The 22790-nt window shown below is 44.2% G+C and carries 18 protein-coding genes; 8 read left to right on the forward strand and 10 right to left on the reverse strand.

Going from position 1 to position 22790, the window contains the following annotated elements; genetic code table 11:
* The first annotated feature begins 179 nt into the window (after positions 1-179).
* The 4 genes from nhaA to fabV all read left to right on the forward strand — a co-directional run bounded on the left by nhaA (position 180) and on the right by fabV (position 6175).
* Entirely contained in the window at positions 180-1355 is a 1176-nt protein-coding gene (nhaA, locus tag VHA02S_RS11775; RefSeq protein ID WP_038898854.1) for a Na+/H+ antiporter NhaA, read from the forward strand.
* A gap of 458 nt (positions 1356-1813) precedes the next feature.
* Entirely contained in the window at positions 1814-2440 is a 627-nt protein-coding gene (gene psrA / locus VHA02S_RS11780; protein WP_005444555.1) for a TetR family transcriptional repressor PsrA, read from the forward strand.
* Positions 2441-2508: 68 nt separating this feature from the next.
* On the forward strand, positions 2509-4794 hold the full coding sequence (locus VHA02S_RS11785; RefSeq protein WP_009698128.1) for an acyl-CoA dehydrogenase: 2286 nt from the start codon (positions 2509-2511) through the stop codon (positions 4792-4794).
* Positions 4795-4972: 178 nt separating this feature from the next.
* Positions 4973-6175, forward strand: coding sequence for an enoyl-ACP reductase FabV (gene fabV / locus VHA02S_RS11790; protein ID WP_005444550.1), 1203 nt, complete (start codon positions 4973-4975; stop codon positions 6173-6175).
* Between the two features lie 113 nt (positions 6176-6288).
* On the opposite strand, the gene VHA02S_RS11795 is transcribed toward fabV, so the two are convergent.
* Entirely contained in the window at positions 6289-7971 is a 1683-nt protein-coding gene (locus VHA02S_RS11795) for an aspartate:alanine antiporter (protein ID WP_005444545.1), read from the reverse strand.
* Positions 7972-8152: 181 nt separating this feature from the next.
* Complete coding sequence (locus VHA02S_RS11800) at positions 8153-8419, reverse strand: GrxA family glutaredoxin (RefSeq protein WP_005428550.1); 267 nt, start codon at positions 8417-8419, stop codon at positions 8153-8155.
* A gap of 360 nt (positions 8420-8779) precedes the next feature.
* Between VHA02S_RS11800 and VHA02S_RS11805 the strand changes: the two genes are divergently transcribed.
* Positions 8780-10018, forward strand: a complete 1239-nt coding sequence (locus VHA02S_RS11805; protein ID WP_009702965.1) for an iron-containing alcohol dehydrogenase — start codon at positions 8780-8782, stop codon at positions 10016-10018.
* Between the two features lie 79 nt (positions 10019-10097).
* Here the strand turns inward: VHA02S_RS11805 and VHA02S_RS11810 are convergent, their stop codons facing one another.
* The 5 genes from VHA02S_RS11810 to VHA02S_RS11830 all read right to left on the reverse strand — a co-directional run bounded on the left by VHA02S_RS11810 (position 10098) and on the right by VHA02S_RS11830 (position 15688).
* The gene (locus VHA02S_RS11810) at positions 10098-10952 is read right to left on the reverse strand and encodes a MurR/RpiR family transcriptional regulator (protein ID WP_005444542.1); all 855 of its coding nucleotides are present in this window, start codon (positions 10950-10952) and stop codon (positions 10098-10100) included.
* A 311-nt stretch (positions 10953-11263) separates the two neighbouring features.
* Positions 11264-12910: a pyridoxal-dependent aspartate 1-decarboxylase PanP gene (gene panP / locus VHA02S_RS11815; protein ID WP_005444540.1), complete on the reverse strand. Its 1647-nt coding sequence runs from the start codon at positions 12908-12910 to the stop codon at positions 11264-11266.
* 121 nt (positions 12911-13031) lie between these two features.
* Complete coding sequence (locus VHA02S_RS11820; protein ID WP_005444538.1) at positions 13032-13544, reverse strand: hypothetical protein; 513 nt, start codon at positions 13542-13544, stop codon at positions 13032-13034.
* Between the two features lie 211 nt (positions 13545-13755).
* On the reverse strand, positions 13756-14661 hold the full coding sequence (locus VHA02S_RS11825; RefSeq protein ID WP_038898855.1) for a LysO family transporter: 906 nt from the start codon (positions 14659-14661) through the stop codon (positions 13756-13758).
* A gap of 106 nt (positions 14662-14767) precedes the next feature.
* The gene (locus VHA02S_RS11830; RefSeq protein ID WP_005444535.1) at positions 14768-15688 is read right to left on the reverse strand and encodes an HDOD domain-containing protein; all 921 of its coding nucleotides are present in this window, start codon (positions 15686-15688) and stop codon (positions 14768-14770) included.
* Between the two features lie 370 nt (positions 15689-16058).
* On the opposite strand from VHA02S_RS11830, the gene VHA02S_RS11835 reads away from it, so the two are divergent.
* Entirely contained in the window at positions 16059-16646 is a 588-nt protein-coding gene (locus VHA02S_RS11835) for a TfoX/Sxy family DNA transformation protein (RefSeq protein WP_005444533.1), read from the forward strand.
* A 210-nt stretch (positions 16647-16856) separates the two neighbouring features.
* Here VHA02S_RS11835 and VHA02S_RS11840 read toward each other — a convergent pair whose 3' ends face one another.
* From VHA02S_RS11840 to VHA02S_RS11850, 3 genes are all read right to left on the reverse strand, one after another.
* Complete coding sequence (locus tag VHA02S_RS11840; protein ID WP_005442235.1) at positions 16857-17405, reverse strand: hypothetical protein; 549 nt, start codon at positions 17403-17405, stop codon at positions 16857-16859.
* A 207-nt stretch (positions 17406-17612) separates the two neighbouring features.
* Positions 17613-18110, reverse strand: coding sequence for a response regulator (locus VHA02S_RS11845; RefSeq protein ID WP_009698122.1), 498 nt, complete (start codon positions 18108-18110; stop codon positions 17613-17615).
* Complete coding sequence (locus VHA02S_RS11850; protein WP_038898856.1) at positions 18107-20047, reverse strand: ATP-binding protein; 1941 nt, start codon at positions 20045-20047, stop codon at positions 18107-18109. The genes VHA02S_RS11845 and VHA02S_RS11850 overlap by 4 nt, the downstream gene beginning before the upstream one ends.
* Before the next feature lie 185 nt (positions 20048-20232).
* On the opposite strand from VHA02S_RS11850, the gene VHA02S_RS11855 reads away from it, so the two are divergent.
* Positions 20233-21495 (forward strand): DUF945 family protein, encoded by a 1263-nt coding sequence (locus VHA02S_RS11855; protein ID WP_009698120.1) that lies wholly within the window; start codon positions 20233-20235, stop codon positions 21493-21495.
* A 131-nt stretch (positions 21496-21626) separates the two neighbouring features.
* On the forward strand, positions 21627-22721 hold the full coding sequence (gene serC, locus VHA02S_RS11860; protein ID WP_009698119.1) for a 3-phosphoserine/phosphohydroxythreonine transaminase: 1095 nt from the start codon (positions 21627-21629) through the stop codon (positions 22719-22721).
* The last annotated feature ends 69 nt before the right edge of the window (positions 22722-22790 follow it).

The following is a 22790-nucleotide window of genomic DNA, read 5'->3' on the forward strand; positions in this document are numbered from 1 at the left end:
AGGCAGGTCTTGTAAATAACTATGTTCTTGTTGAAAAATACGATGTTTCGTAAATGAAACCTCGGAAAAATCGAAGTTTAAACTCTAAACAAGCGATTATTCTAAAATTTTCAGCAGCTATACACTCTCATCATTCTTTGTTAATCGTTTATTAAGATAATAAATATAAGGGCGAAACCATGAACGATGTCATTCGTGACTTTTTCAAAATGGAATCCGCAGGCGGTATCCTTCTTGTGATTGCAGCAGCAATCGCTATGACCATTGCAAACTCACCGCTTGGCGAAAGTTATCAAGCAATGCTGCATACTTATGTATTTGGTATGTCAGTGGCTCACTGGATCAACGATGGCCTGATGGCTGTGTTCTTCCTATTAATCGGTCTTGAAGTAAAGCGTGAGCTGCTTGAAGGCGCACTTAAATCAAAAGAAACCGCAATCTTCCCTGCAATTGCAGCGGTAGGTGGTATGTTAGCTCCGGCACTTATCTACGTTGCTTTCAACGCAGGTGATGCAGAAGCGATTTCTGGCTGGGCAATTCCTGCGGCAACAGACATTGCGTTCGCTCTAGGTATCATGGCGCTTCTTGGTAAGCGTGTTCCTATCAGCTTGAAGGTTTTCCTACTTGCGTTGGCGATCATTGATGACCTTGGTGTGGTTGTGATTATTGCGCTGTTCTACACTGGCGATCTATCAACGATGGCATTGATTGTCGGCTTCATCATGACGGGTGTCTTGTTCATGCTGAACGCAAAAGAGGTCACCAAGCTAACACCTTATATGATTGTCGGTGCGATACTATGGTTTGCCGTACTTAAATCTGGTGTTCACGCAACACTTGCAGGTGTGGTTATCGGCTTCGCTATCCCACTTAAAGGCAAGAAGGGCGAGCACTCTCCACTGAAACACATGGAGCACGCACTTCACCCATACGTAGCATTCGGCATTCTTCCTCTGTTTGCTTTTGCAAATGCAGGTATCTCACTAGAAGGCGTATCGATGTCAGGTCTGACTTCAATGTTGCCTCTGGGTATTGCGCTGGGTCTGTTGGTTGGTAAACCACTTGGTATCTTCACATTTAGCTGGGCTGCAGTGAAAATGGGCGTGGCTAAGCTGCCAGAAGGTGTGAACTTTGTACATATTTTCGCTGTGTCCGTGTTGTGTGGTATCGGCTTCACCATGTCGATCTTCATCTCGTCACTTGCGTTTGGCAATGTAAGTCCAGAATTTGATACTTACGCTCGACTAGGTATCCTGATGGGCTCAACGACAGCTGCTGTAATTGGTTACGCACTACTGCACTTCTCCTTGCCAAAGAAAGCGGCTGAAGAAGTCGCAAGCGAGAAAAAAGCGTAAGCTAAGATAGAATAATTTAACGAAAGCCTCCCGACAGGGGGGCTTTTTTGTATCCGAGGATCGGTGAAGTTTGTTCAACGTAATACAAGGTTAAGTGAAGGCGGCAAACTCAAATGACAGACGAAAAAAAGCCCAGACGAAAAATTGTCTGGGCGGATACAAACATAGGAGTTAATAAGAAAAAGCAGCAATGTAGCAACTAGATAGAAACAAGTTTGACGGCCTGTGAAACTTTAAATGCCCTAGTTGTTACAGTAATTCAGACCGAGACAATTCCAAACAGTTCCATTTTTTTTAGAATTTTTTTTCACAAAACAATATTCGCTTTAAATTCATTCCTTTAAGTTCGCACTTCTTTTATCTGGTCAGACCAATGCTTGAAAGTGTGATGTTAATCATTTGTTAATTTCAGGTTTCGGGAGTATATTTCAAACAGTTGTTTAATACGAGTGATTGAAATGGCCCCGAGAAGTACAACTAAAGAAAAAATACTCGATGTAGCAGAAGGACTATTTGCAGAATACGGCTTCAATGACACATCACTACGAACCATTACTGGTAAGGCGAATGTCAACCTAGCTTCGGTTAACTACCACTTTGGCGATAAGAAAACGCTGGTGAGGGCAGTATTAGACCGATACCTAGAAGCGCTAATGCCAAATATTAAGACGTCTTTGATCGAGTTAAACACGCGCGATGATTACAACATGGATGAAGTGTTTGAATCGCTACGTTTGCCTCTAAGAGCACTGAATGATGTGCGTCCGAATGGTACTGCGTTATTTATGTTGCTAATTGGTCGTGGATATACCGATGTCCAAGGTCATTTACGTTGGTTTATTAGTACAAGATATGAGGAAGTGCTGAAGCTGTTTATGTTTTCCATCATGAAAGCAAATTCGGAATTGACGGAAGAACAGTTGTTCTGGCGATTGCACTTCACACTAGGCACTTGTGTTTTCACTATGGCATCAAGCCAAGCGTTAACCGAGATTGCAGAAAGTAAGTTTGAAAAAGAGGTCGATGCAAAGTCTGTCGTTGATCTTCTGATTCCATACTTGTCGGCAGGTATGTCAGCCAAGTAAACGAAATTAAATCAATAATAAAATAAGTTAAAGCCGCGAGCGGTGACGTGAACAAAAGGATCTGAACTATGAGCTCTCTACGAAGAAAATGGATTAGTGACCCAGCATTCAAAATGTTTAAGAAAGTACTGCCTCCATTGTCGAGCACGGAAAAAGAAGCGATGGAAGCGGGTAGCGTATGGTGGGATGCTGAGCTGTTCTCAGGCAAACCTAACTTTACGACGTTACATCATTATCCAAAACCTGCGCTTTCTTCTGAAGAACAAGCTTTCATGGACAATGAACTCGAAACATTGCTTGAAATGCTTGATGATCAAAAGATCGTTAAGGAAGACAGAGATCTTTCGCCTGAAGTATGGGAATACTTGCGCAAAGAGCGTTTCTTCTCGTTAATCATTTCAAAAGAGTATGGCGGTCGTGAGTTCTCAGCACTGGCTAACTCGACCATCGTTTCTCGCATCGCAACACGTAGTATCAGTGCTGCGGTATCAGTGATGGTTCCAAACTCTCTGGGACCTGGTGAGTTGCTGTCTCACTATGGTACTCAAGAACAGAAAGATTATTGGTTGCCGCGTTTAGCAGATGGTACGGACATTCCGTGTTTCGCCCTTACAGGTCCAGAAGCGGGCTCTGATGCCGGTGGCATTCCAGATCAAGGCGTAGTGTGTTACGGAACTCACGAAGGTGAAGAAGTTCTTGGTATCCGTGTTAGCTGGAATAAGCGTTATATCACTCTAGCGCCAGTAGCAACAGTTCTTGGGTTGGCATTTAAGCTTCAAGATCCTGATGGTCTACTTGGCGACAAAAAAGACGTGGGCATTACTTGTGCACTTATCCCAGCAGATCATGAAGGTGTGGAGATCGGTGAGCGTCACGACCCACTAGGGTCTGCATTCATGAACGGTCCAACACGCGGTAATGATGTATTCATTCCAATGGAATGGTTGATTGGTGGTTCCGAATACGCAGGTAAAGGCTGGCGTATGTTGGTGGAATGTCTATCGGCTGGTCGTGGTATCTCTCTTCCTGCACTTGGCACCGCGATTGGTCACCTTACAACGCGTACAACCGGTGCTTATGCATATGTTCGTAAGCAGTTTGGTATGTCGATTGGTAAGTTTGAAGGTGTGGCAGAAGCGATGGGTCGCATTGGTGGTTTAACTTACCTGTTGGAAGCGACACGAACGCTGACAACCACTTCTCTGGATATGAAGGAGAAGCCGGGCATCGTGACCGCAATTGCCAAATACCACATGACCGAAATGGCTCGTACTATCCTGAACGACTCTTTCGATATTCATGCAGGACGTGCAATTCAAGATGGCCCAATGAATTACCTAGCTAAGCACTATCTGGGTATTCCCGTTGCGATTACCGTTGAAGGTGCAAACATCCTGACTCGCAACTTGATGATCTTCGGTCAAGGTGCGACACGTTGTCATCCATATGTTTTGAAAGAAATGGAAGCAGCAGCAAACCCAGATGTAAAAGAAGGCGCAAAAGAGTTTGACGAATTGTTGTTCAAACATATTAAACATGCGATGGGTAATACTTTTGGTGCTCTTGGCGCGGCATTGACAGGTTCTCGCTTTGTTAAAGCGCACATGAGCGGTCCTACGCAGCAATACTATAAAGACATCACGCGCTTAAGCCGCGCACTTGCAGTGAGCGCAGACTTTGCAATGTTAACTCTAGGTGGCGATCTGAAGCGTAAAGAAATGATCTCTGCACGCCTCGGTGATGGTTTGAGTTACTTGTACATGGCGTCCGCTGCACTTAAGAAGTACGAAGATGAAGGTCGTCAACAAGGTGATTTGAACTTTGTGCACTATGCCGTTCAGCACTGTTTGTACAACGCATCGAAGTCGCTTAATGAAGCGTATTCAAACTTCCCAGTGAAATACGTCGGTGGCGTTCTGAAAGGTCTGTTGTTCCCATTGGGTAATCACTTCAAAGCTCCAAGCGATGAGCTCTGTGTGAGCCTTGCAGAGGCAATGATGACGCCTGGAGCTCAACGTGACCGAATGACGAGCTTATGCTATATCGGTCAATCAGAGGATGATAGCGTAGGGCTCATGGAACGAGCGTTCCTTGCGATGTACGACGTGAAGCCTCTTGAACGCAAACTGATGAAAGCAGCGAAAGATGGCAAGGTAGCGCGTAAAGGTTTATTGCATGACCGTCTACAACAAGCATTCGAAGCGGACGTACTTACTGAGCAAGAAATTGATCAAATTATGGCAGCAGACAAACTGCGCTATAAAGCGATTCAAGTCGACCATTTTAGCCACGACTTTTCAGAAGTTCGTACTAATGCACCAAGCAAAAAATCGCATTTGAACTCGGCAGCGTAATACGACCGCGCATAAAATAAGAAAAGCACCTCAATTGAGGTGCTTTTTCGTGTTTGAGCCTATAGCTTTTTTGTTGAGTGCTCCAACCACTTGCATTTTCGCAGCATTTTTACAGAAATTAGGTGCGAAGTAGGGCTGAACCTTTTATCCTAGCAACGTTTTTTAAAGGAAGTTGAATATGATCATCAAACCTAGAATTCGTGGATTTATCTGTACTACTACGCACCCAGTGGGTTGTGAAGCTAACGTAAAAGAACAAATTGCTTACACTAAAGCGCAAGGTCCAATTAAAAACGCGCCAAAACGCGTTCTTGTTGTGGGTGCATCAAGTGGCTACGGTCTATCTTCTCGTATCGCTGCGGCATTTGGTGGCGGCGCTTCAACTATTGGTGTTTTCTTCGAAAAAGAAGGCACAGAGAAGAAGCCAGGTACAGCAGGTTTTTACAACGCGGCTGCTTTCGAGAAGCTAGCTCGTGAAGAAGGTCTGTACGCGAAAAGCCTAAACGGCGACGCTTTCTCAAATGAAGCAAAACAGAAAACAATCGATCTGATCAAAGAAGACCTTGGTCAGGTGGATATGGTGGTTTACTCACTGGCTTCTCCAGTACGTAAAATGCCAGAAACGGGTGAACTGATCCGTTCAGCACTTAAGCCTATCGGTGAAACTTACACGTCGACTGCTGTTGATACCAACAAAGACGTAATCATCGAAGCAAGCGTAGAGCCTGCTACTGAGCAAGAAATCCAAGACACAGTAACCGTAATGGGCGGTGAAGACTGGGAACTATGGATTAATGCACTATCAGAAGCTGGCGTTCTAGCAGATGGCTGCAAAACTGTGGCGTACAGCTACATCGGTACAGAGCTTACTTGGCCGATCTACTGGGATGGTGCTCTAGGTAAAGCGAAAATGGACCTAGACCGCGCAGCAGCAGCACTTAACGAGAAACTATCAACAACTGGCGGTAGCGCAAACGTAGCGGTACTTAAGTCTGTTGTGACTCAAGCAAGTTCTGCAATTCCTGTCATGCCTCTTTACATCGCGATGGTGTTCAAGAAAATGCGTGAAGAAGGCGTACACGAAGGTTGTATGGAGCAAATCTTCCGTATGTTCAGCCAACGTCTTTACAAAGAAGACGGCAGCGCAGCAGAAGTAGATGAAGTAAACCGTCTGCGTCTGGATGACTGGGAACTACGTGAAGATATCCAGCAACACTGCCGAGATCTATGGCCACAAATTACCTCTGAAAACCTAAAAGAGCTGACTGACTACGTTGAGTACAAAGAAGAGTTCTTGAAGCTATTCGGCTTTGGTGTTGACGGTGTGGATTACGAAGCAGACGTTAACCCAGCAGTAGAAACAGATTTCACTCAAATCTAATCGTTTCTAACGGTATTAAAAAGGCGCTCATTGAGCGCCTTTTTTGTGTCTTGAATCTCTGTGCTGAATAATGAGCGCTGCTTGAACACACCTGAAAAGCGCGCTCAAAGAGATTAACTCAAAATAATCAGAATCGTACCGGCTAAAGTCATTAAGATATTGGCAATCGCGTAGGTACCTGCGTAGCCAAGGGCTGGAATAGTCGACTTCGCGTATTCGTTCACTACGTCCATTGCTGGTGCACACGTACGAGCACCGATGATGGCACCAAAGAGTAGAGCACGGTTCATCTTAAGTACGTAAGCGCCAACTAGGTACGCGAGCACGACAGGCACAACACTAACGATAAATGCCAAACCGATGATTTGTGGACCCACTTGAGTTAAGTGTTCAAACATCTTGCCACCGGCGCTTAAGCCGATGCCAACCATAAAGAACATTAAACCTAAGTCTTTGACCATATTCAATGCCCCTTGCGGTACATAACCGAAAGTAGGGTGGTTCGCTCGTAGGAAGCCCAGCGTGATGCCTGAAAGCAACAGGCCAACTGCGTTACCTAGGCTGAATGACACTTGACCAAACGTCATGGTCACCAAACCAAACATAATACCTAGAATGAAGAAGCTACAGAATGCGAGCAAGTCTGCCATCTGGCTGTGGATCGAGATGAAACCGATTTTCTCAGCGAGACCATGAACACGACTCTTCTCTCCACTTACTTGGAGCACATCACCTTTGGCTAGAACAATGTCCAAGTCCATTGGCATTTCAATTTGAGCACGCACTACGCGGTTCAAGAAACAGCCGAATTCCGATAGATTCAAATCAGATAGGCGCTTACCAGCAATTGCATCACTTTTAACCACGATCTCTTCTTCGACGATTCGAAGGTCCAGCAAGTTACGGTCGAATACTTCTTTACCGTTGCGAAAGCTTGGATCAAGACGTGCATGGCTATCTGGGAAGCCTACCAATGCGATTTCGTCACCTTCTTGCAGGATTGCATCACCGTCTGGGTGAGCAAGGATACCATTACGGCGAATACGCTCTATGTAGCAGCCTGTTTGGCGGTAAATGCCCAATTCGCGAAGGTTCTTACCATCTGTCCAGTCAATCAGCTCAGGACCAACGCGGTACGCGCGGATGATTGGCAAGTAGACCTTACGTTGGCTAGAGTTACCCAATCCACGTTCTTGCGCAATTTGCTGAGCTGAATCGGATAGATTCTGCTTTTGCAGTTTTGGCAACAGTTTGGCGAACATGATCATACTGATCAAACCCACCAAATAAGCCATCGCATAACCAACCGATAGATTTTCTAATACTAAAGAAAAATCCATGTTTCGTGGGATGGTTGCAAGACCAGAATTCAACGCATCTTGTGCGCCCACCAATACAGGCGTAGCGGTAAGAGCGCCGGCCATCATACCCGCAGATAGACCAAAATCGAGTCCCATGTAATGGCTACAGAAATAGGTTAACCCTACCGCTGAGACTAATACGGTCATGCTCAAAATAAAATAATGTTTACCGTCGCGGAAAAATATGCCGAAAAAGTTTGGACCAGCTTCAATACCTACACAGTAGATAAATAGCATAAAGCCGATGGTTAGGGCTTCTGCGTTAAAGGAGAAACCAAGATGACCCATAACAAGAGAAGTAATGAGGACGCCTATGGAGTTACCTAACTGTAGGTTTCCAAAGCGGATTTTACCAATGGCAAGACCAATTGCTAATACGACGAAGATTAGAAGAATAGGGTTTTGTTCAAGAAGGTGTACGACGTCTATGTTCACTGTGTGGCTCGGTAAAGTGTGTGCCAAATAAAAGATTAAGAGTTGCGAATTGTAACTAAATATAGCAAAAAGATAAGTGAATTTTTTTAGGTTTTACTATTACTTGACGTAAGGGAATAACAAATTGAATAAACAATAAAAAAGCCGCTAATAGCGGCTTTTAAAAATTCAGTAATTTGGATTACTCGTCGAATAGACCTAGGTGCTCTTTTGCGTAAGCTTCAAAATCATCACAACCACCAATGTGTGTTTGGTCGATGAAGATTTGAGGAACAGTTTCTACTGGCTTACCAACTGTTTTCTCTAGGTCAGCTTTAGAAATACCTTCAGCGTGGATGTCTACGTAACGGTAGTTGAAGTCATCACGTTTTGCTTTAAGTGTTTCTGCGTGCTCTTTCGCGCGAACACAGAATGGGCAAGCTGGGCGACCAAAGATAACTACGAACATAATCTTATTTCTCCTAAAATCTATTCTTTTTGAAAGCACAACTAGACTTCATGTCGGTACATGCTTTCGTTTCTTGAGACAACTATGCCCGATCCAGATACGGAAATAAAGCAGCATTTACCTCTTGTCTCGATAGGCGAAATCTATCGTATAAAAACTAAACACGCACTAAGCTTAAAGCCATGAAAAGTCACTTTTTAGAATGATTCTTAACCGCAAAAGCACATGACGTAAGTATGTGAAGTGACGCATAAAAACACACTTTTTGAAGGGTTAATGGCGGCAAGGTGCACTTGGTCAACTTTTTTTGGTGGAAAGAATAGCACTCTAGTGTGAGTTGTTGTTTTGGGGAGGAAGTGTATGTTTCAGTTTATGACTGCGACACGGATTATCTTCGGCGAGGGAGCACTCCAATCTTCGCTGTCTGTAATCAATCAATTTGGCTACAGCGTTTTACTGGTGACTGGTAAAGATACGCAACGTGCCACACCTATCATTAATTATCTAAAAGCGCAGAACATGCGTTATCAACACGTTGCCATCAATGGTGAACCTAATATCACAATGGTAGAAGAAACCGCAGTGCTTGGACGTAAGTTCCAACCTGATATGGTTATCGCGATTGGAGGGGGTAGTGTCATTGATATGGGCAAAGCGCTCGCGGCGATCATACCTAACCAAGGTGACGTCTATGACTACGTCGAAGTCGTTGGAAGAAACGTTCCTTTGAAAACCAAGCCGATTCATTTTATTGCTATTCCTACGACAGCAAGCACAGGGTCAGAGGTAACCAGAAATGCCGTGCTTAAATCGGGGCAAGACCAAGTGAAAGTAAGCTTAAGAAGCCCGGAAATGCTCGCAGACGTTGCGATTGTTGATCCAACCTTAACCTATGGTACTGACCAGTATACCTCTGGTCGTGGCGCGATGGATGCGTTTACTCACCTTATGGAAGCCTACGTTTGTGGTGATCCAAATCCTCTTACCGATATGGTGTGTGAAGAAGGTTTACGTCGCTTAAGCCGCTCAGTAATTGCAGGGTGTAAACAAGACAGTCACAAAGCCAGATCAGACCTTTCTTTTGCGGCACTTTTAGGCGGAATGGCAATCACAAATGCCAAGCTCGGCGCTGCGCATGGTTTAGCTTCCGCATTGGGAGGCAAGCTTGATGCGCCGCATAGTGTGATTACTGCACGTCTGGCTCCGCATGTGATGCAAGAGAATATCAATGCGGCAAAGCAAGCAGGACGAAGTGATGTGATCAGTCGTTATAAGCGTTTAGCGCAATTAGTGACGGACCGAACTAATGCCAATGAGCACGATGGCGTGCTTTGGGTGAAAATGGTGTTAGATAAGCTAGCGCTACCTCAGTTAGGTAAGTTTGGAGTATGCCAAACTTCTTTTGAGCAAGTTGCGGATGATGCTTTGAAGTCAGTAGCAATCAAAGGCAACCCCTTACCCCTTACGCAGGATCGGTTGGTGTACATTCTTCGTCAAGTTTGTGATTGTAGCGATGCGTGTGTAGGAGAGAGTTCGCATCACGTAAGTTCAGTAGAAGTGCTGGAGTCTCGCTCTGATCTATCGGATGTGAATCAATAGAAATACGACCTGAACAGATACGAAAAGGGGAGCTACTTAGCTCCCCTTTCTATTTTTTATTACAGACTAAGTCGATTCGTTAGTATTGACTTAGCTTATCGTAGCGGCTGTCTTTCAATGCGTCTTTTACTCGCTTTAGGTTTTCACGGAAGCCAGTACCACGGCGCAGCGTGAAGCCTGTTGCTAGGACATCGATAACCGTCATTTGTACTACGCGACTTGCCATTGGCATATACACGTCGGTATCTTCTGGCACGTCTAGTGTAATAGCCAGTGAACTCGCTTTCTCTAGTGGTGAGTCTTTTGCTGTGATTGCAATAACGGTTGCACCGTTTTCACGTGCAAGGTTCGCAATCTCAACTTGGCTCTTAGTACGACCTGTGTGAGAAATCAGAACGATAACGTCATTGTCGCTACAGTTAATGCAGCTCATGCGTTGCATTACGATATCTTCAAAACAAGTAATAGGAATGTTGAAGCGGATAAACTTGTTTTGAGCGTCGCGTGCGACAGAAGAAGAAGCACCTAGACCGAAGAATGAGATGCGCTTCGCTTGAGTCAGGAGATCAACTGCACGATTAACTTGCATCGCATCAAGGCTGTTTTTTGCGACATCTAAACACGCCATTGTCGATTCGAAAATCTTGTGCGTGTAGGCATCAGGACCATCGTCTTCTTCCACATTACGGTTAACGTAGGGCGTACCATTGGCAAGGCTTTGCGCAAGGTGAAGTTTAAAATCTGGGAAACCTTTGGTATCCAGACGACGACAGAAACGGTTAACAGTAGGCTCACTCACGTCAGCCATTTTAGCTAACGTTGCAATGCTTGAATGAATTGCAGTTTGTGGAGACGCCATAATCACTTCCGCAACTTTGCGCTCTGACTTACTGAAATTCTCCAGATTTTTTTGAATTTTTTCTAATGTATTCATAGTGTTCACGAGGGTATAGAGAACAACTCGCTGGCTCTGTTAACGAATGGAAACCCAAAGGCTTCTCGGTCTAGAGGGGCGTTAACGAAAACTACCAGCGCCATAAATTCAGTATAAACCCGATCCTCAATCTGGCTAAACCAAATACGGTTACTATTTCGTGAGAATTTGACAAGCCTCAAACAAAATGTTGTAAAAACTACAGAATTGGATGTGGGATCGATGGTTTGTTGCTCTAGTGGCACAATAATGATGATTGAGTTACATCAAAAAGAAAGAAATTTTCAATTTGATGTAACTCACATTGGCGCTTAAGAATTGAGGATGTTGTCGACAGTTTCTTCAATTTTTGCCATTAAGCTTGGGGCTTGTTGAGCAATTTCGCGCTGCTCGTCCAATACCGCACTTAGAATGTCATTGGTCGTCAATGGGTTCGCTAACACAACACGGAATACAATGGTGTTCATGCGTTGCCATTGGTCTGGGTTCAGTCGAGTGCGTGACACAAAGGACTTACCTGTTTCACGCTGGCGCTTTTGGATAAACTGAGTCAGTTGGTTGAGTAACTCGTTCAGTTTCTCTTTCTGCGTACCTTGTGCTTTCTCTAATGCTGTGCGCATATTGGTTGGCAAATAACGGTAAGTCAGCAGACAAAGCTCAGGCTCAGACACTAACTCAAAGTCCTCTTGCTCGTTAATAAGATCAGCGAAGTAGCGCGCTTTGGCGATACTCTGGTCAATCAGCAGTTCATAACCAGGTCGGCTAATGATATGCATTGCCGCGTAAACCAACATCGCCATACCGGAGCGAGAGCCTTCAAGGGTGTGGCTACCTAGGTCTTTCGAGCCCTTACGCAAAATGTATTGTGCGTGGTGCTCGATTGACTTCATCGCATCTGGGTCTTTAAACAGAACCATACCTGCACCCATAGGGATGTAGAGTTGTTTATGCGCGTCAATCGTCACAGAATCTGCAAGTTCGACCCCACCAAGTAGGTGACGATGATTGTTCGACATCAGTGTCGCACCACCCCATGCTGCATCCACATGGAAGTGACAATCGTGTTCAGCACACACTTCAGCGATTTGAGGAAGCGGGTCAACGCTACCGGTTTCTGTCGTACCAGCAACACCAACCACCGCAATAGGCTTGATATTTTGCGACTCAAGTTCCGCAATTTTTGCTTTCAAGTCATCAACGATAATGCGGTTGTTTGCGTCTGTTTTGACGGCAACTAATCCTTCTTGACCAAGCCCAAGTACGTCGGCAGCTTTCTTCAGTGAGTAATGCCCACGCTCAGAAACCAGAATTGCCAGCCCTTCATAGCCATAATGTTTCATGGCTTTGAACAGACCTTCTTTTTCTACACCTTTGAATGCGCCATCTGCTCTTAGTGCTTTATTGCGAGCAACCCAAAGCGCAGTAATGTTCGCGATGGTACCGCCAGAACAAAATGCACCGAGAGAGTGCTTCGCGCTGTGCATCCACTTACGGTAGAACTTGTCGTCCTGACCATAAATAAGGCGATGCAGCATACCAAGTACTTGGCGTTCAAGTGGTGTGAATGCTTTCGAAGTTTCAATCTTTACCAAGTTTTGGTTCAAGGCGATCATGATCTTCGACAGCGGCATTAAGAAATACGGCAGGGCAGAAGTCATGTGACCAATAAAGCTTGGCGCAGAGGTATGAACCGAGTGAGATACCAAGGTATCTAGTAGGTGCTCGGTATGGTCTGACACGAACTCTGGTTGCTCAGGAATCTGAGCAGAAGAAAAGTCTTTCTCAATTTCACGTAAAGGCTTTTCTTCTGCCACGATGTGTTCACGAAGAAATTTGTTCAAGTTCTGGGAGAGACTCTCGTCGATTTTGGTCAACGTAGAATCTGGACCTTCAGGAATTGTGAAGATCTTTAACAAGCTCTCGAAGCTAACGTCAGCGGTTTTTTGTTCCTTAACCATAGCAAAGAATCTTTGTAGTTATTTTGGTAATGCGAGCGGCACAATCTAAACCAAAACGGGCGCAAAGTCCCGTTTTAATTATTGAAACCCATGTTGCTGAAATGAAATTCTAGGGCGAGGTTTATTCACACTTCTGCTTTTCAATCTTAGCAATTGATTGATTGTACTTATTAAGCGCAGAATCGATCTGTTTTGGGTGGCTCAATAAGTCAGCAAATGCAGAACGTAGGTCATAGTTCTTTGGATGGTTCGCCGATTGACGATCACTAAACGTTTTTTGTGCAGCTTGACCGAGCTCATCACTGCGTGTTGCAAGCTGCTTCACATCGTGTTGTTCTAGCTTGAGCCACGCTTCAACAGGTTGCTCTGTAGCAACACGGCTAGGATCATTTTTCAGGAAGTAATGTACCGCTTCACGGTTTAATTCAAAGTGGTGTTGTCGGCCTTCTAAGAACCATTGACTTACTTCTTTCAAATCTGGGTATTGAGTAACGGTTAGGTCTACAAGGTCTTGATACCACTGTAAAGAGGCGTCTATATAACCGTCGTATTTGTTTGCAAGACATTGCTGGTCAGCAGCAAAGGTAAAAGTTGAGCTTGTAGCGAGGAGCGCTGCAACGACAAAGCGTTTCATTGTTATTCCTTTTTGGTTGAATTCCCTTTGTAACCCCAATAGGCACTATGCCTTGCCTGTCACTGATTACCGATCCAAGAGTTTAAAAATCAAAGGGCTCGATAACTAAGCGGTAATCCAGAAAATTCTCTTTGAATTGAGCATTTTGAGGTTACGTGGGTATTTGAATTTTTGCCGTATTGTAATGGATGTTAATGAATATTCCTGAGATCTAGCTAGCAAGAGACACAAAGAAAAGCATCATGACAGGCACCAATAAGCTCAAAATAAAACCACTTACGATCGCGACAGGCACACATCGAACACCCCCAGTTGTCTGGATGACTGGCAGGGTAAAGTCCATTGCTGTTGCTCCTGCGTAACCAATGGCTGTTGAAGGGTAGGTGCGAATAAACAATGGAATAGCAACTAATGAGACCAACTCACGCATCAATTCAATCAAGAAGGAAGCGCCGCCAAAAATGGGACCAAATGCATCACCCATCAAGATGCCAGCTAACGAATACCAACCAAAGCCAGAAGACATTGCCAGCGCTTGGTAGAGTGGTAAATCCAAGATCACTGAGGCAATTGCACCACCGAGCATACAAGTTGCAATAATGACTGTCGCAATCGCCATGCCTTGTTTGTTCAACAGAATCTGCTTAAGGGTTAAGCCGCTATTACGCAATTGAATGCCAATAAAGAACAGTAGAAGAAATAAAATCCATTCGCTCGCTGTATCCACCCAAGAAAGACCAATTGGCAAGATCAAACCGGCAATCAAACCACCACCAACGACGACAACAAGCTTGATTGATTCTAATGCCATAGAAGACAGTGGGAGTTTTTTCTGGTTTTGGTCGGTTTGCAAAGGAAGCAGTTTATCGACTAGCGGCAAGGCAAGTAGGTTACAAGCGCCCAAACAGACGAAGAAAGTACCAGCGTAAAGCAAGATGGTTTGCAAGTTGCTGCCGAGGTTGTCGAGTGCAGCAAGGCTTAAACCCATCAAGGAGAGAATGACGTAAATCAGGTATGAGGTCGACTTGTTGATTTTTTCAAGTACCGACGCCTGAGAAATTGGAATTAAGTAGCCCACCACCAATGGGGCAAAGATAAATAGCATCCCTGAGAACATAAAACTCAATGATTCCTTTATGAGGTAAGCAAAATACGTAGCCACGCATAAACAGCTCAGAATACTATCTGATGCTTAGCGTGGCTTAAAATGAAGTATTGAGAGATTAAAGACCGCTTGCGCTTAGAACTTCTTTAATTTCACAATGGAAGTCAGTATCACTCATATTGCTCAACTCGTACAAGATTTCTGCACCCGTTAAATTGAATTCCACTTCATGATCTTCGATGCGTTCATCTTGGTTACGGAACATTAATAAGTGGTTTGCGATACGAGCAATATCCAGGTAGCTGACTTCTGGGCGCGATGCTTCATATTTTTCATTCGATGAAACCTCACGGAAATCATTGTCAAAACCCCACTTCTCCAATACTAATTTGCTTGTCGCAGAACAGCGCGTTTGGAATATTTGTAGTGCAATATCTGCATCTAAGTAATTACCACGATCAAGATATAAGTGGTATTCGTTGATGAGACAGAACAGACCAATATCCGCCAACAAACCTACTAATAGCGCTTTTTCTTGCTCTAGGTGACCGTATGTCGCTGGTTCATGCTTACGGAACTCTTGGACAACCAATACCATGGTTGCGCCTAGCTCACGAGAAACCGCGGCACTTTTCACCAATATACTATTGCAGTCTTTAGAAAGGTTGACCGAATGCTTTAACTGTTCAATTGCTTGAGCTGTGACGATATCCCTCACTCGTAAAATGCCTAAGCGAGATACCGCTGTTGTCAGGTCATTACAGGTAATATTACGGCGATTAAAAATCACGGAATTCGCGACGCGAACCACAACCGCAGCAAGACTAGGATCTTCTAGTAACGCATTTGCGACGTCGGAAATCGTGGTGTTTTCTTCTGTGCAGAGTTGCTGGATTTTAAGTACGACATCAGGGATAGGAGGAAGGGAGATTTTCCCGGTAGAAATTGATTGTTCTACTAGGTGAGCGAACTCAGATTCGAGTGCTTTTATAAGCTTATCTTTATTATTTGGTAGCCAAAAAAATGATAGATGTTCCATTATGACGTTGTGCTAGAGAGCTTTCGTACAGTGTACCTCCACACTATGTTGCTTATCAATTAAATACCTATTTCACGTTCGCAATTGCCGCATTTATCACCATGATGTTTGATTTTTGGCAGTTGCTGTGTCAAAAAAACATCGCTTAAGGATGAGTAAATGTGAAACTAATCACGTATGTGGAATTTGTAGTTCGGCAACTGTGACATAGATCCTAACTTATTTTTCAACGTTAAGTATGATTAAGACAGTTGGTGAGCGCAATTCACAAAAATATCGCCAACATATCGACAATTTATGATTCGCTATAAGCTGCTGTTCATCTGGTGACATCGCTAATCGGGGTAATTTATTCCAATTACAGAGGTCAATGGACATGACAGACCAAGCTTTTTTTAACTATGTAAGCAATTTTAGTGAGTACCAAAAACGTTCAATGTTTGGCGGGATTGGTTTATTCAGCAACGACGCAATGTTCGCACTAGTAAGTAACGACTGTTGTTATTTACGTGGTGGTAACGGGTTAGATGAAGAATTTACTCAACTAAACTGTGAAAAATATAAGCACGTCAAAAAACAAACGACGGCAACCGTTAACTACTATGATGTAACCGATCTATTTGACTCAGGTTTTGCGGGTCTAGACGCGTTGTTACAAAAATCGATTGAATGTTCTATTAAGGAACGTAAATACCAAAAGTCTTCAGCCAGTAGACGTCTGCGTGACCTACCAAATATGCAGTTGACGCTAGAGCGTATGGTCAAAAAAGCAGGTATTGATGACGTAGAAACGTTTTTGGAACTAGGACCAGTAGAAGTATTTAATAAAGTAAGAGTGACATACGGTAGTGATGTTGATGTGAAGCTTCTATGGAAGTTTGCTGGCGCCACTGATGGTATTCACTGGAAGCTGCTCCAAGAACCACGCAAGAAACAACTGCTGGCAATGTGTGAATAAATCGCTTTAGTTTCACGATGATTGACTCGTTTAGGATGAAGTTAGCGAGTCATAAAAGGTGAGTGTTGAAAGCGACAAAAGGAAGTTGATGCTTTTGGCCACTTCATTTGAGTTAGTCATTGCAACAAGACAGTTTGTAGATACAAAAAAACCGAGGTAAATGCCTCGGTTTTTTAGTTCATACTTTAAGAAAGTACGCTCAGTAGGCGTTTAGAACTTAAAGCGAGTAGTGAACATTACTTGATCACCGTAGAAGTCGTTGATACGCGCTTCAGCACCCAGAGAGAATAGCTCTGTAGAGTGGAAACGAGCGTAAACAGAACCGATCCAATCGTCATCGTTGTCGATAGAAACGTAACCCGCTTTACCACCAACTTCTAGTTGAGGACCAAGCCATTGGCGCACGCCTAAGTTAAGTTCCATACCAACGTCAGTGCTGCTTGAGTTTGACGGTTGTACAACGCGCATTAGCATTGCACCCGTTAGGTCAGCCCAGTTGTTTAGTGGTGAGTGGAAACCAAAACCCGCTGCTGAATCGAAATCACCATCAAACTCAGAGTCGATGCGCGCGATTACGTGTGCATTTGGGTGGATTGATTTGCTGAAACCAGCACCGAACGTTACTGGGCTAGCACCAATGCGAGCTTCCATGTAGTCGTAGCTAAAGTTGCTCATTGTTGCTGGAGCGTTGTAGTCGTTCGCAGCTAGAGCTTGGCTTGATGCCAACAAAAGGGCAGCGGCTAATAGTGTTTTACGCATAACTAACGATAAACCTTGTCTTATAGTTCCATGGATCCAAGTAACCACTTGAACCGTAATCTGATTTGTTCGACATCATAATAAAAACGAAGGTCTACGACCAACAAAAATGTGTCGATGTTTTGTCAAATGACTCATTGTGCCGTTTTATCAGCAAAAAACGCGCCATGTTGATGACGAATATGACTTGTTTTTCTATCCCAGTACTCATTCACCAAAGCTTGCACGTCGTTGTGCCATCGCGTTGAGGATGGCCTCTGCGTCTAGGATGGATGTCCACGATAATAAGTTATCATCATTTTCTATCATAAAAGCAGTCAGTTGCGAAACAATAGCGTCTCTGAGCTCTTCACCTTTCCAAGGCTTGGCGATGTAGTAATCGAGGCTCGCATGATTGATTGCTTCAACGGTGTCTTCTAAGCCAGCTTGACCCGTTAAGAGCAGCTTGCGAGATGATTTAGTGTCACCATTTTGACTGAGTTCGATTAAAAAGCTGATGCCAGTTTGCTCCGGCATGATGTGGTCACACAGAATCAAGGCAAGCTGAATACCGTCTTCCGCCATTTCTTCAATCACCTGTTTTGCTTCCGTGACAGATTCCGCACCCTCAACAACGAAATTTTCTTCGAATGGCATCAAATCCTGAAGGACACTATCTAAGACTTCTCTTTCATCATCCACACATAAAATCAGATATTTAGTCATACTTCATCTCCTTCTTGAGTGATAGGTAACCAGACGGTCATGCAAGTGAAATGGTTGAGCTCAGATTCCACCTCTATCCAGCCTTTATGGCTTGCCATAATCTGTTGGCAGATAGACAGTCCGATACCTAAACCGAAATTACCTTCTTTCTTGGTTGTAAAGTTGAGTTCAAAAATGGCTTTTTGTTGCGATTCGGGGATGCCACATCCGTTGTCTGTAAACGAAATTACGGCATACTTTTGTTGGTTTTTTTCTACCAAACGAGATTGAATTGTGAGTTCGCCTTTATCAGGAAAGGCATCAATGGCGTTGGAAATCAGATTCGTCCAAACTTGCTGTAAAGCAATGGGTTGGCAGAGTGTATTAGGAAGTTCTGCGTAGTTTGTTGTGACCTTATGCATCTTGAGTTTGTTCTCAAAGATCACCAACGTATCTTCTATGCCTTCATGTAAGTTGGCAAAGTGTAAACCTTCGTCGTCTGAGCGTGCGTAGCCTTTTAAGCTTTTTACCATATCAGCGATGCGAGCTGCGCAAACATTGATTGAGCGAAGTGATGCGCCGACTTGATGATATTGTTCTAACGTGCCAAGTGAATCCAATGAGTCGTCGTTTTGACGGTTAAGTTGTGCAACCAAAGTTTGGTCGCCCTCAAGCCCTAGATTAACGACTTTCTTTGCTAATGTTCTGTCGGGAAGGCTGGAACTCAATTGTTTTACTCGCTCTCTGAGTTCTGCGGTCGAAGCCGGTTTGGCGCTTTGAGCTCTTGTCAGTAAACCAATGCCTTTTTCTTGAACCTCGTAACTAGGTAGCTGAGTGAGTAGGTTTTCAAGCGTCAGAGTTAGGTTTTCTACCCCTCGTAAGATAGCTGCAATGGGGTTGTTTAATTCGTGTGCGACACCCGCAACAAGTTGACCCAGCATCGCCATTTTTTCGCGTTCGATGAGTTGCTGGTGGGCGGACTCCAATGATTCCAATGTTTTTTGCAGTTGCAACTTAGTGTTGATGCTGCGTTGCAATCGTCGGTTGAAGTGACGTAGCAACAAGTTGGTAAACAGAGGTAGTAAGTTAGAATCACCTTGCATCACCTTACGGAAGACATTTCTGTCAAGCTTGATGACTTCCGTTTTTGTTAGGGTGAGTGCAGTTGAAAACGAACTCTCTCCGGTGACAAATGACATGCCGCCGACAATGTTCCCTTTTGAATGGCGCACCACTTCACGTTGCATGCCAAGTTCATCACGTTTGTAGAGCGCTACCTCACCACTGGTAATAAACCACAAGAAACTGTTTGGCTCGCCTTCAATCGTAAGTAGGTGTTCAGGAGAGTAGGTACGGCAAGCCTTGGTATCGTCATTTTGTTCAAAGAAGTGTTGCAACGCCGTGATGACTTGTTCTGCGAGTTCCCCATCAGAGAGGGCGTGGTAGTCGTTCAAGAACCCTGCTTGATAGTTGCTCATCTGATTTTCGATGTGAGCGCGCAGCAATTTATGCTGGTCGAGGATTTGGCTGTAGTTGAGCAAGTCTTCTCTATCATGACGGAGAATGAACTGGGTCAGCTCTTTTTGCGCCGTATTGAACAGGACTTTATCCGGAAGAGGCTTGGTTAAGCAGTGATCGAGGCGTCCTTCATTGACGGCGGTTAAAATGGCCTCAATATCGGACGAGCAGCTAATGAGGATTTTGCGAGCTTGCTCAGTGTGTGGCTTGCGGTCGAGACCGATGAGGAAGTCAACGCCATTAAAATGTGCATGATGGCTCGCAATAACCAGCGCAACCTTTTGTTCTCTTTCTTCGAGATATTCGAGAGCGCTCTGTGCTTCTTCTATCGATTCCACAGAGAGAATATCAAACTTGCTCGAAAAGGCAGACAACTCCAATCGAAACTGTTCGGCACTGATTGGATTGTTGTCGAGGCACAATACGGCGTAACGGTTCACAGTGGTTTGAGCTCCGGTTAAAACTTGGCACCAACAACATATCAATTAAATATAGAAATGGTTGAGAGCTGAGTATTGTTCTCGATTAATGAACTAAAATAACCATCAATAGTCTGATATATCTCAATGTTTTATCCGCTTTGGGTTTGGGTTAGACTGAGCACAAATACTCAATAAGTGACGTTATGGAAAATCTTAAAAAAATCGGTGCCATTGGTGGCGCTATTTCTCTTGCGCTGTGTTGGCCGTTAGCAGTTGGTCAAATTGGTCAAACTATCATTGAAGATGGCATCGCCAATATGAACGATGAAATGGTCAAAGGTGAAATTGTGGAATATGACCGCGGTTACCTGTCTTCGGTCGTTCTGACGCGTTACACCGTTGTCGACCCAGAAATCAAAGCGCAGCTTGAGCGTGATGGTCTTCCGACAGCTTTTGATGTGACCAGCGACGTAACACATGGTTTAACGAGCTTAAGTGCAGATTCTAAACTCGTTGACGCGGACTTCCTACCGTTGACGATGCACAGTAAAACTCAGCTCAACGGAAACACGGATTTCACGCTTAACCTAGCAAGTTGGAATTACCAAAACGACGCTCAAGGTATGCACCTTTCATCTAGTCCTGCGCAAGTTAAAGGTAATGTGACTGTGCTGGGTGATTTAAACTACCAAGTGTCGATTCCTTCGGTACAAATCGACTTTGAAAATGGTGAAGAGATTCATCTAACAGAGCTGAAAGGTGAAGGCAAAGGTAAGCAAGCAAAAGGATACTGGCTAGGGGAGCAATCTTTCTCTCTACAAAAACTGGATATTGTTGATGCGCAACTTGCCCCGATGTTCCTAATCGAGAACGCAAGCTACAGTGGCAATACATCCCTGAATGAATCTGGCGACAAACTGAACACCCAGTTGGTATTAGACGCTAAGCAAATGCGTTTAACGGATGGTACAGACGTTGATAACTTCAAGCTTGATTTCGCTATCGGTGATATTGACAGCCAGTCGTTCGATCAAATTATGTCGATTTACCAAAGTTCACCAATGCTAGATGAGCAAGAGATTCAAAAGCTGTTGCCGCATATTGATACTTTGTTTAGCAAAGGCTTTAACCTATCAGTCAACGAGCTATCTCTTGCATTTGGAGACGGCAAATTCCGTAATGAATGGCAATTATCCGTGCCGGAAGGTACCGACCACATCACGCAAGACCCGATGAAGCTAATGACAGCGACAAAAGGCTCGCTGAATACTTACTTCTCTGATGAGTTGGTGGATCTGTACCCATTCATTCAAGAAGGCGTTGACGAGTTGATGGTGATGGAACTTATTGAGAAAAAAGACAAGGGCTATGAACTAAAAGCACAAATTTCTGATGGGAAATTGAAGTTCGAAAATGGACAAGAATTTCCTTTAATCGCACTGCTTATGCCTGCATTGATGCAATAGAGAAGTTTACAAAGTAAGTTTTTAGCTTTTCCAGTTTAAAAAGAGGTCGTAAGACCTCTTTTCTTGTTTTTATCCCTGCAAAAACGTGATATTAATTTCGTAATCTTTACTTAGCAGGAGCAATGAGCATCATGGAACAAAATACGGACAACGTATTTAACTTCAGTGCAGGACCTGCAGGTCTGCCAAAAGCAGTCATGCAGCAAGCACAAAAGGAGCTAATCAACTGGCAAGGTCTTGGGACTTCAGTGATGGAAATCAGTCACCGAAGCAAAGAGTTCATTAAGGTTGCAGAAGAAGCAGAGCAAGACCTTCGTGATCTTTTAAATATCCCAGACAACTATAAAGTATTGTTTTGCCAAGGTGGTGCTCGTGCTCAATTTGCCGCTGTTCCACTAAACCTATTAGGTAGCGCGGAAACTGCGACTTACATTGATGGTGGTTACTGGGCAGAAAGCGCAGTAGCAGAAGCGAAAAAGTACTGTGAACCTGACGTGTTCAACGCAAAAACGGTGATTGACGGTAAAGCGGCAGTTCTACCTGCAACAGAATGGAAAATTTCGCCAGATGCGGCTTACGTCCATTTTTGCCCGAACGAGACCATTGATGGTATTGAAATCAACGATCTGCCAGTAACGGATAAACCAATTGTTGCAGATATGTCTTCGACCATTCTTTCTCGTGAAATTGATGTTTCTCAATACGGTGTCATTTACGCTGGTGCACAAAAGAATATTGGTCCATCAGGCATTGCAATTGCGATTGTTCGTGACGATCTTCTTGGTTTGGCGAAAGAAGTGCTACCGAGTATTCTTGACTACAAAGTGTTGGCAGAAAAAGAGTCGATGTTCAACACGCCTCCTACATTCGCTTGGTACTTATCAGGTCTAGTGTTTAAGTGGTTAAAAGAGCAGGGTGGCGTAAAAGCGATCGAGCAAGTAAACCGTGAAAAAGCAGCACTGCTATACGATTACATCGATCAGTCTGATTTCTACCGTAACGGAGTGCACTCTGCGAACCGTTCTCTGATGAACGTACCGTTCCAACTAGCAAAACCAGAACTTGATGGCACATTCCTAGAGTTGGCAGATGCAAAAGGACTGAAGGCACTAAAAGGTCACCGTGCCGTTGGTGGTATGCGTGCATCAATTTACAACGCGATGCCGCTTGAAGGTGTGCAAGCTCTCGTGGACTTTATGCGTGAGTTCGAGCAAGAGTACGCTTAATCACTAACTGTGATATAATCTTTGAAAGCGTCGCAATTGCGGCGCTTTTTGCTTTCTATGGTAGGGTGA

Origin of the sequence: Vibrio harveyi NBRC 15634 = ATCC 14126 = KCTC 12724 (genome assembly GCF_001591145.1) — a bacterium.
GTDB classification, from domain to species: Bacteria; Pseudomonadota; Gammaproteobacteria; order Enterobacterales; family Vibrionaceae; genus Vibrio; species Vibrio harveyi.

What these genes read in the sequence shown, in the direction of transcription:
- VHA02S_RS11810 (WP_005444542.1), bottom strand. Translation starts at nt 10,952, where the DNA reads ATGAATACATTAGAAAAAATTCAAAAAAATCTGGAGAATTTCAGTAAG.
- serC (WP_009698119.1), top strand. Translation starts at nt 21,627, where the DNA reads ATGGAACAAAATACGGACAACGTATTTAACTTCAGTGCAGGACCTGCA.
- nhaA (WP_038898854.1), top strand. Translation starts at nt 180, where the DNA reads ATGAACGATGTCATTCGTGACTTTTTCAAAATGGAATCCGCAGGCGGT.
- VHA02S_RS11835 (WP_005444533.1), top strand. Translation starts at nt 16,059, where the DNA reads ATGGACATGACAGACCAAGCTTTTTTTAACTATGTAAGCAATTTTAGT.
- panP (WP_005444540.1), bottom strand. Translation starts at nt 12,910, where the DNA reads ATGGTTAAGGAACAAAAAACCGCTGACGTTAGCTTCGAGAGCTTGTTA.
- VHA02S_RS11805 (WP_009702965.1), top strand. Translation starts at nt 8,780, where the DNA reads ATGTTTCAGTTTATGACTGCGACACGGATTATCTTCGGCGAGGGAGCA.
- VHA02S_RS11800 (WP_005428550.1), bottom strand. Translation starts at nt 8,419, where the DNA reads ATGTTCGTAGTTATCTTTGGTCGCCCAGCTTGCCCATTCTGTGTTCGC.
- VHA02S_RS11830 (WP_005444535.1), bottom strand. Translation starts at nt 15,688, where the DNA reads ATGGAACATCTATCATTTTTTTGGCTACCAAATAATAAAGATAAGCTT.
- VHA02S_RS11825 (WP_038898855.1), bottom strand. Translation starts at nt 14,661, where the DNA reads ATGTTCTCAGGGATGCTATTTATCTTTGCCCCATTGGTGGTGGGCTAC.
- fabV (WP_005444550.1), top strand. Translation starts at nt 4,973, where the DNA reads ATGATCATCAAACCTAGAATTCGTGGATTTATCTGTACTACTACGCAC.
- VHA02S_RS11855 (WP_009698120.1), top strand. Translation starts at nt 20,233, where the DNA reads ATGGAAAATCTTAAAAAAATCGGTGCCATTGGTGGCGCTATTTCTCTT.
- VHA02S_RS11820 (WP_005444538.1), bottom strand. Translation starts at nt 13,544, where the DNA reads ATGAAACGCTTTGTCGTTGCAGCGCTCCTCGCTACAAGCTCAACTTTT.
- VHA02S_RS11845 (WP_009698122.1), bottom strand. Translation starts at nt 18,110, where the DNA reads ATGACTAAATATCTGATTTTATGTGTGGATGATGAAAGAGAAGTCTTA.
- VHA02S_RS11785 (WP_009698128.1), top strand. Translation starts at nt 2,509, where the DNA reads ATGAGCTCTCTACGAAGAAAATGGATTAGTGACCCAGCATTCAAAATG.
- VHA02S_RS11840 (WP_005442235.1), bottom strand. Translation starts at nt 17,405, where the DNA reads ATGCGTAAAACACTATTAGCCGCTGCCCTTTTGTTGGCATCAAGCCAA.
- psrA (WP_005444555.1), top strand. Translation starts at nt 1,814, where the DNA reads ATGGCCCCGAGAAGTACAACTAAAGAAAAAATACTCGATGTAGCAGAA.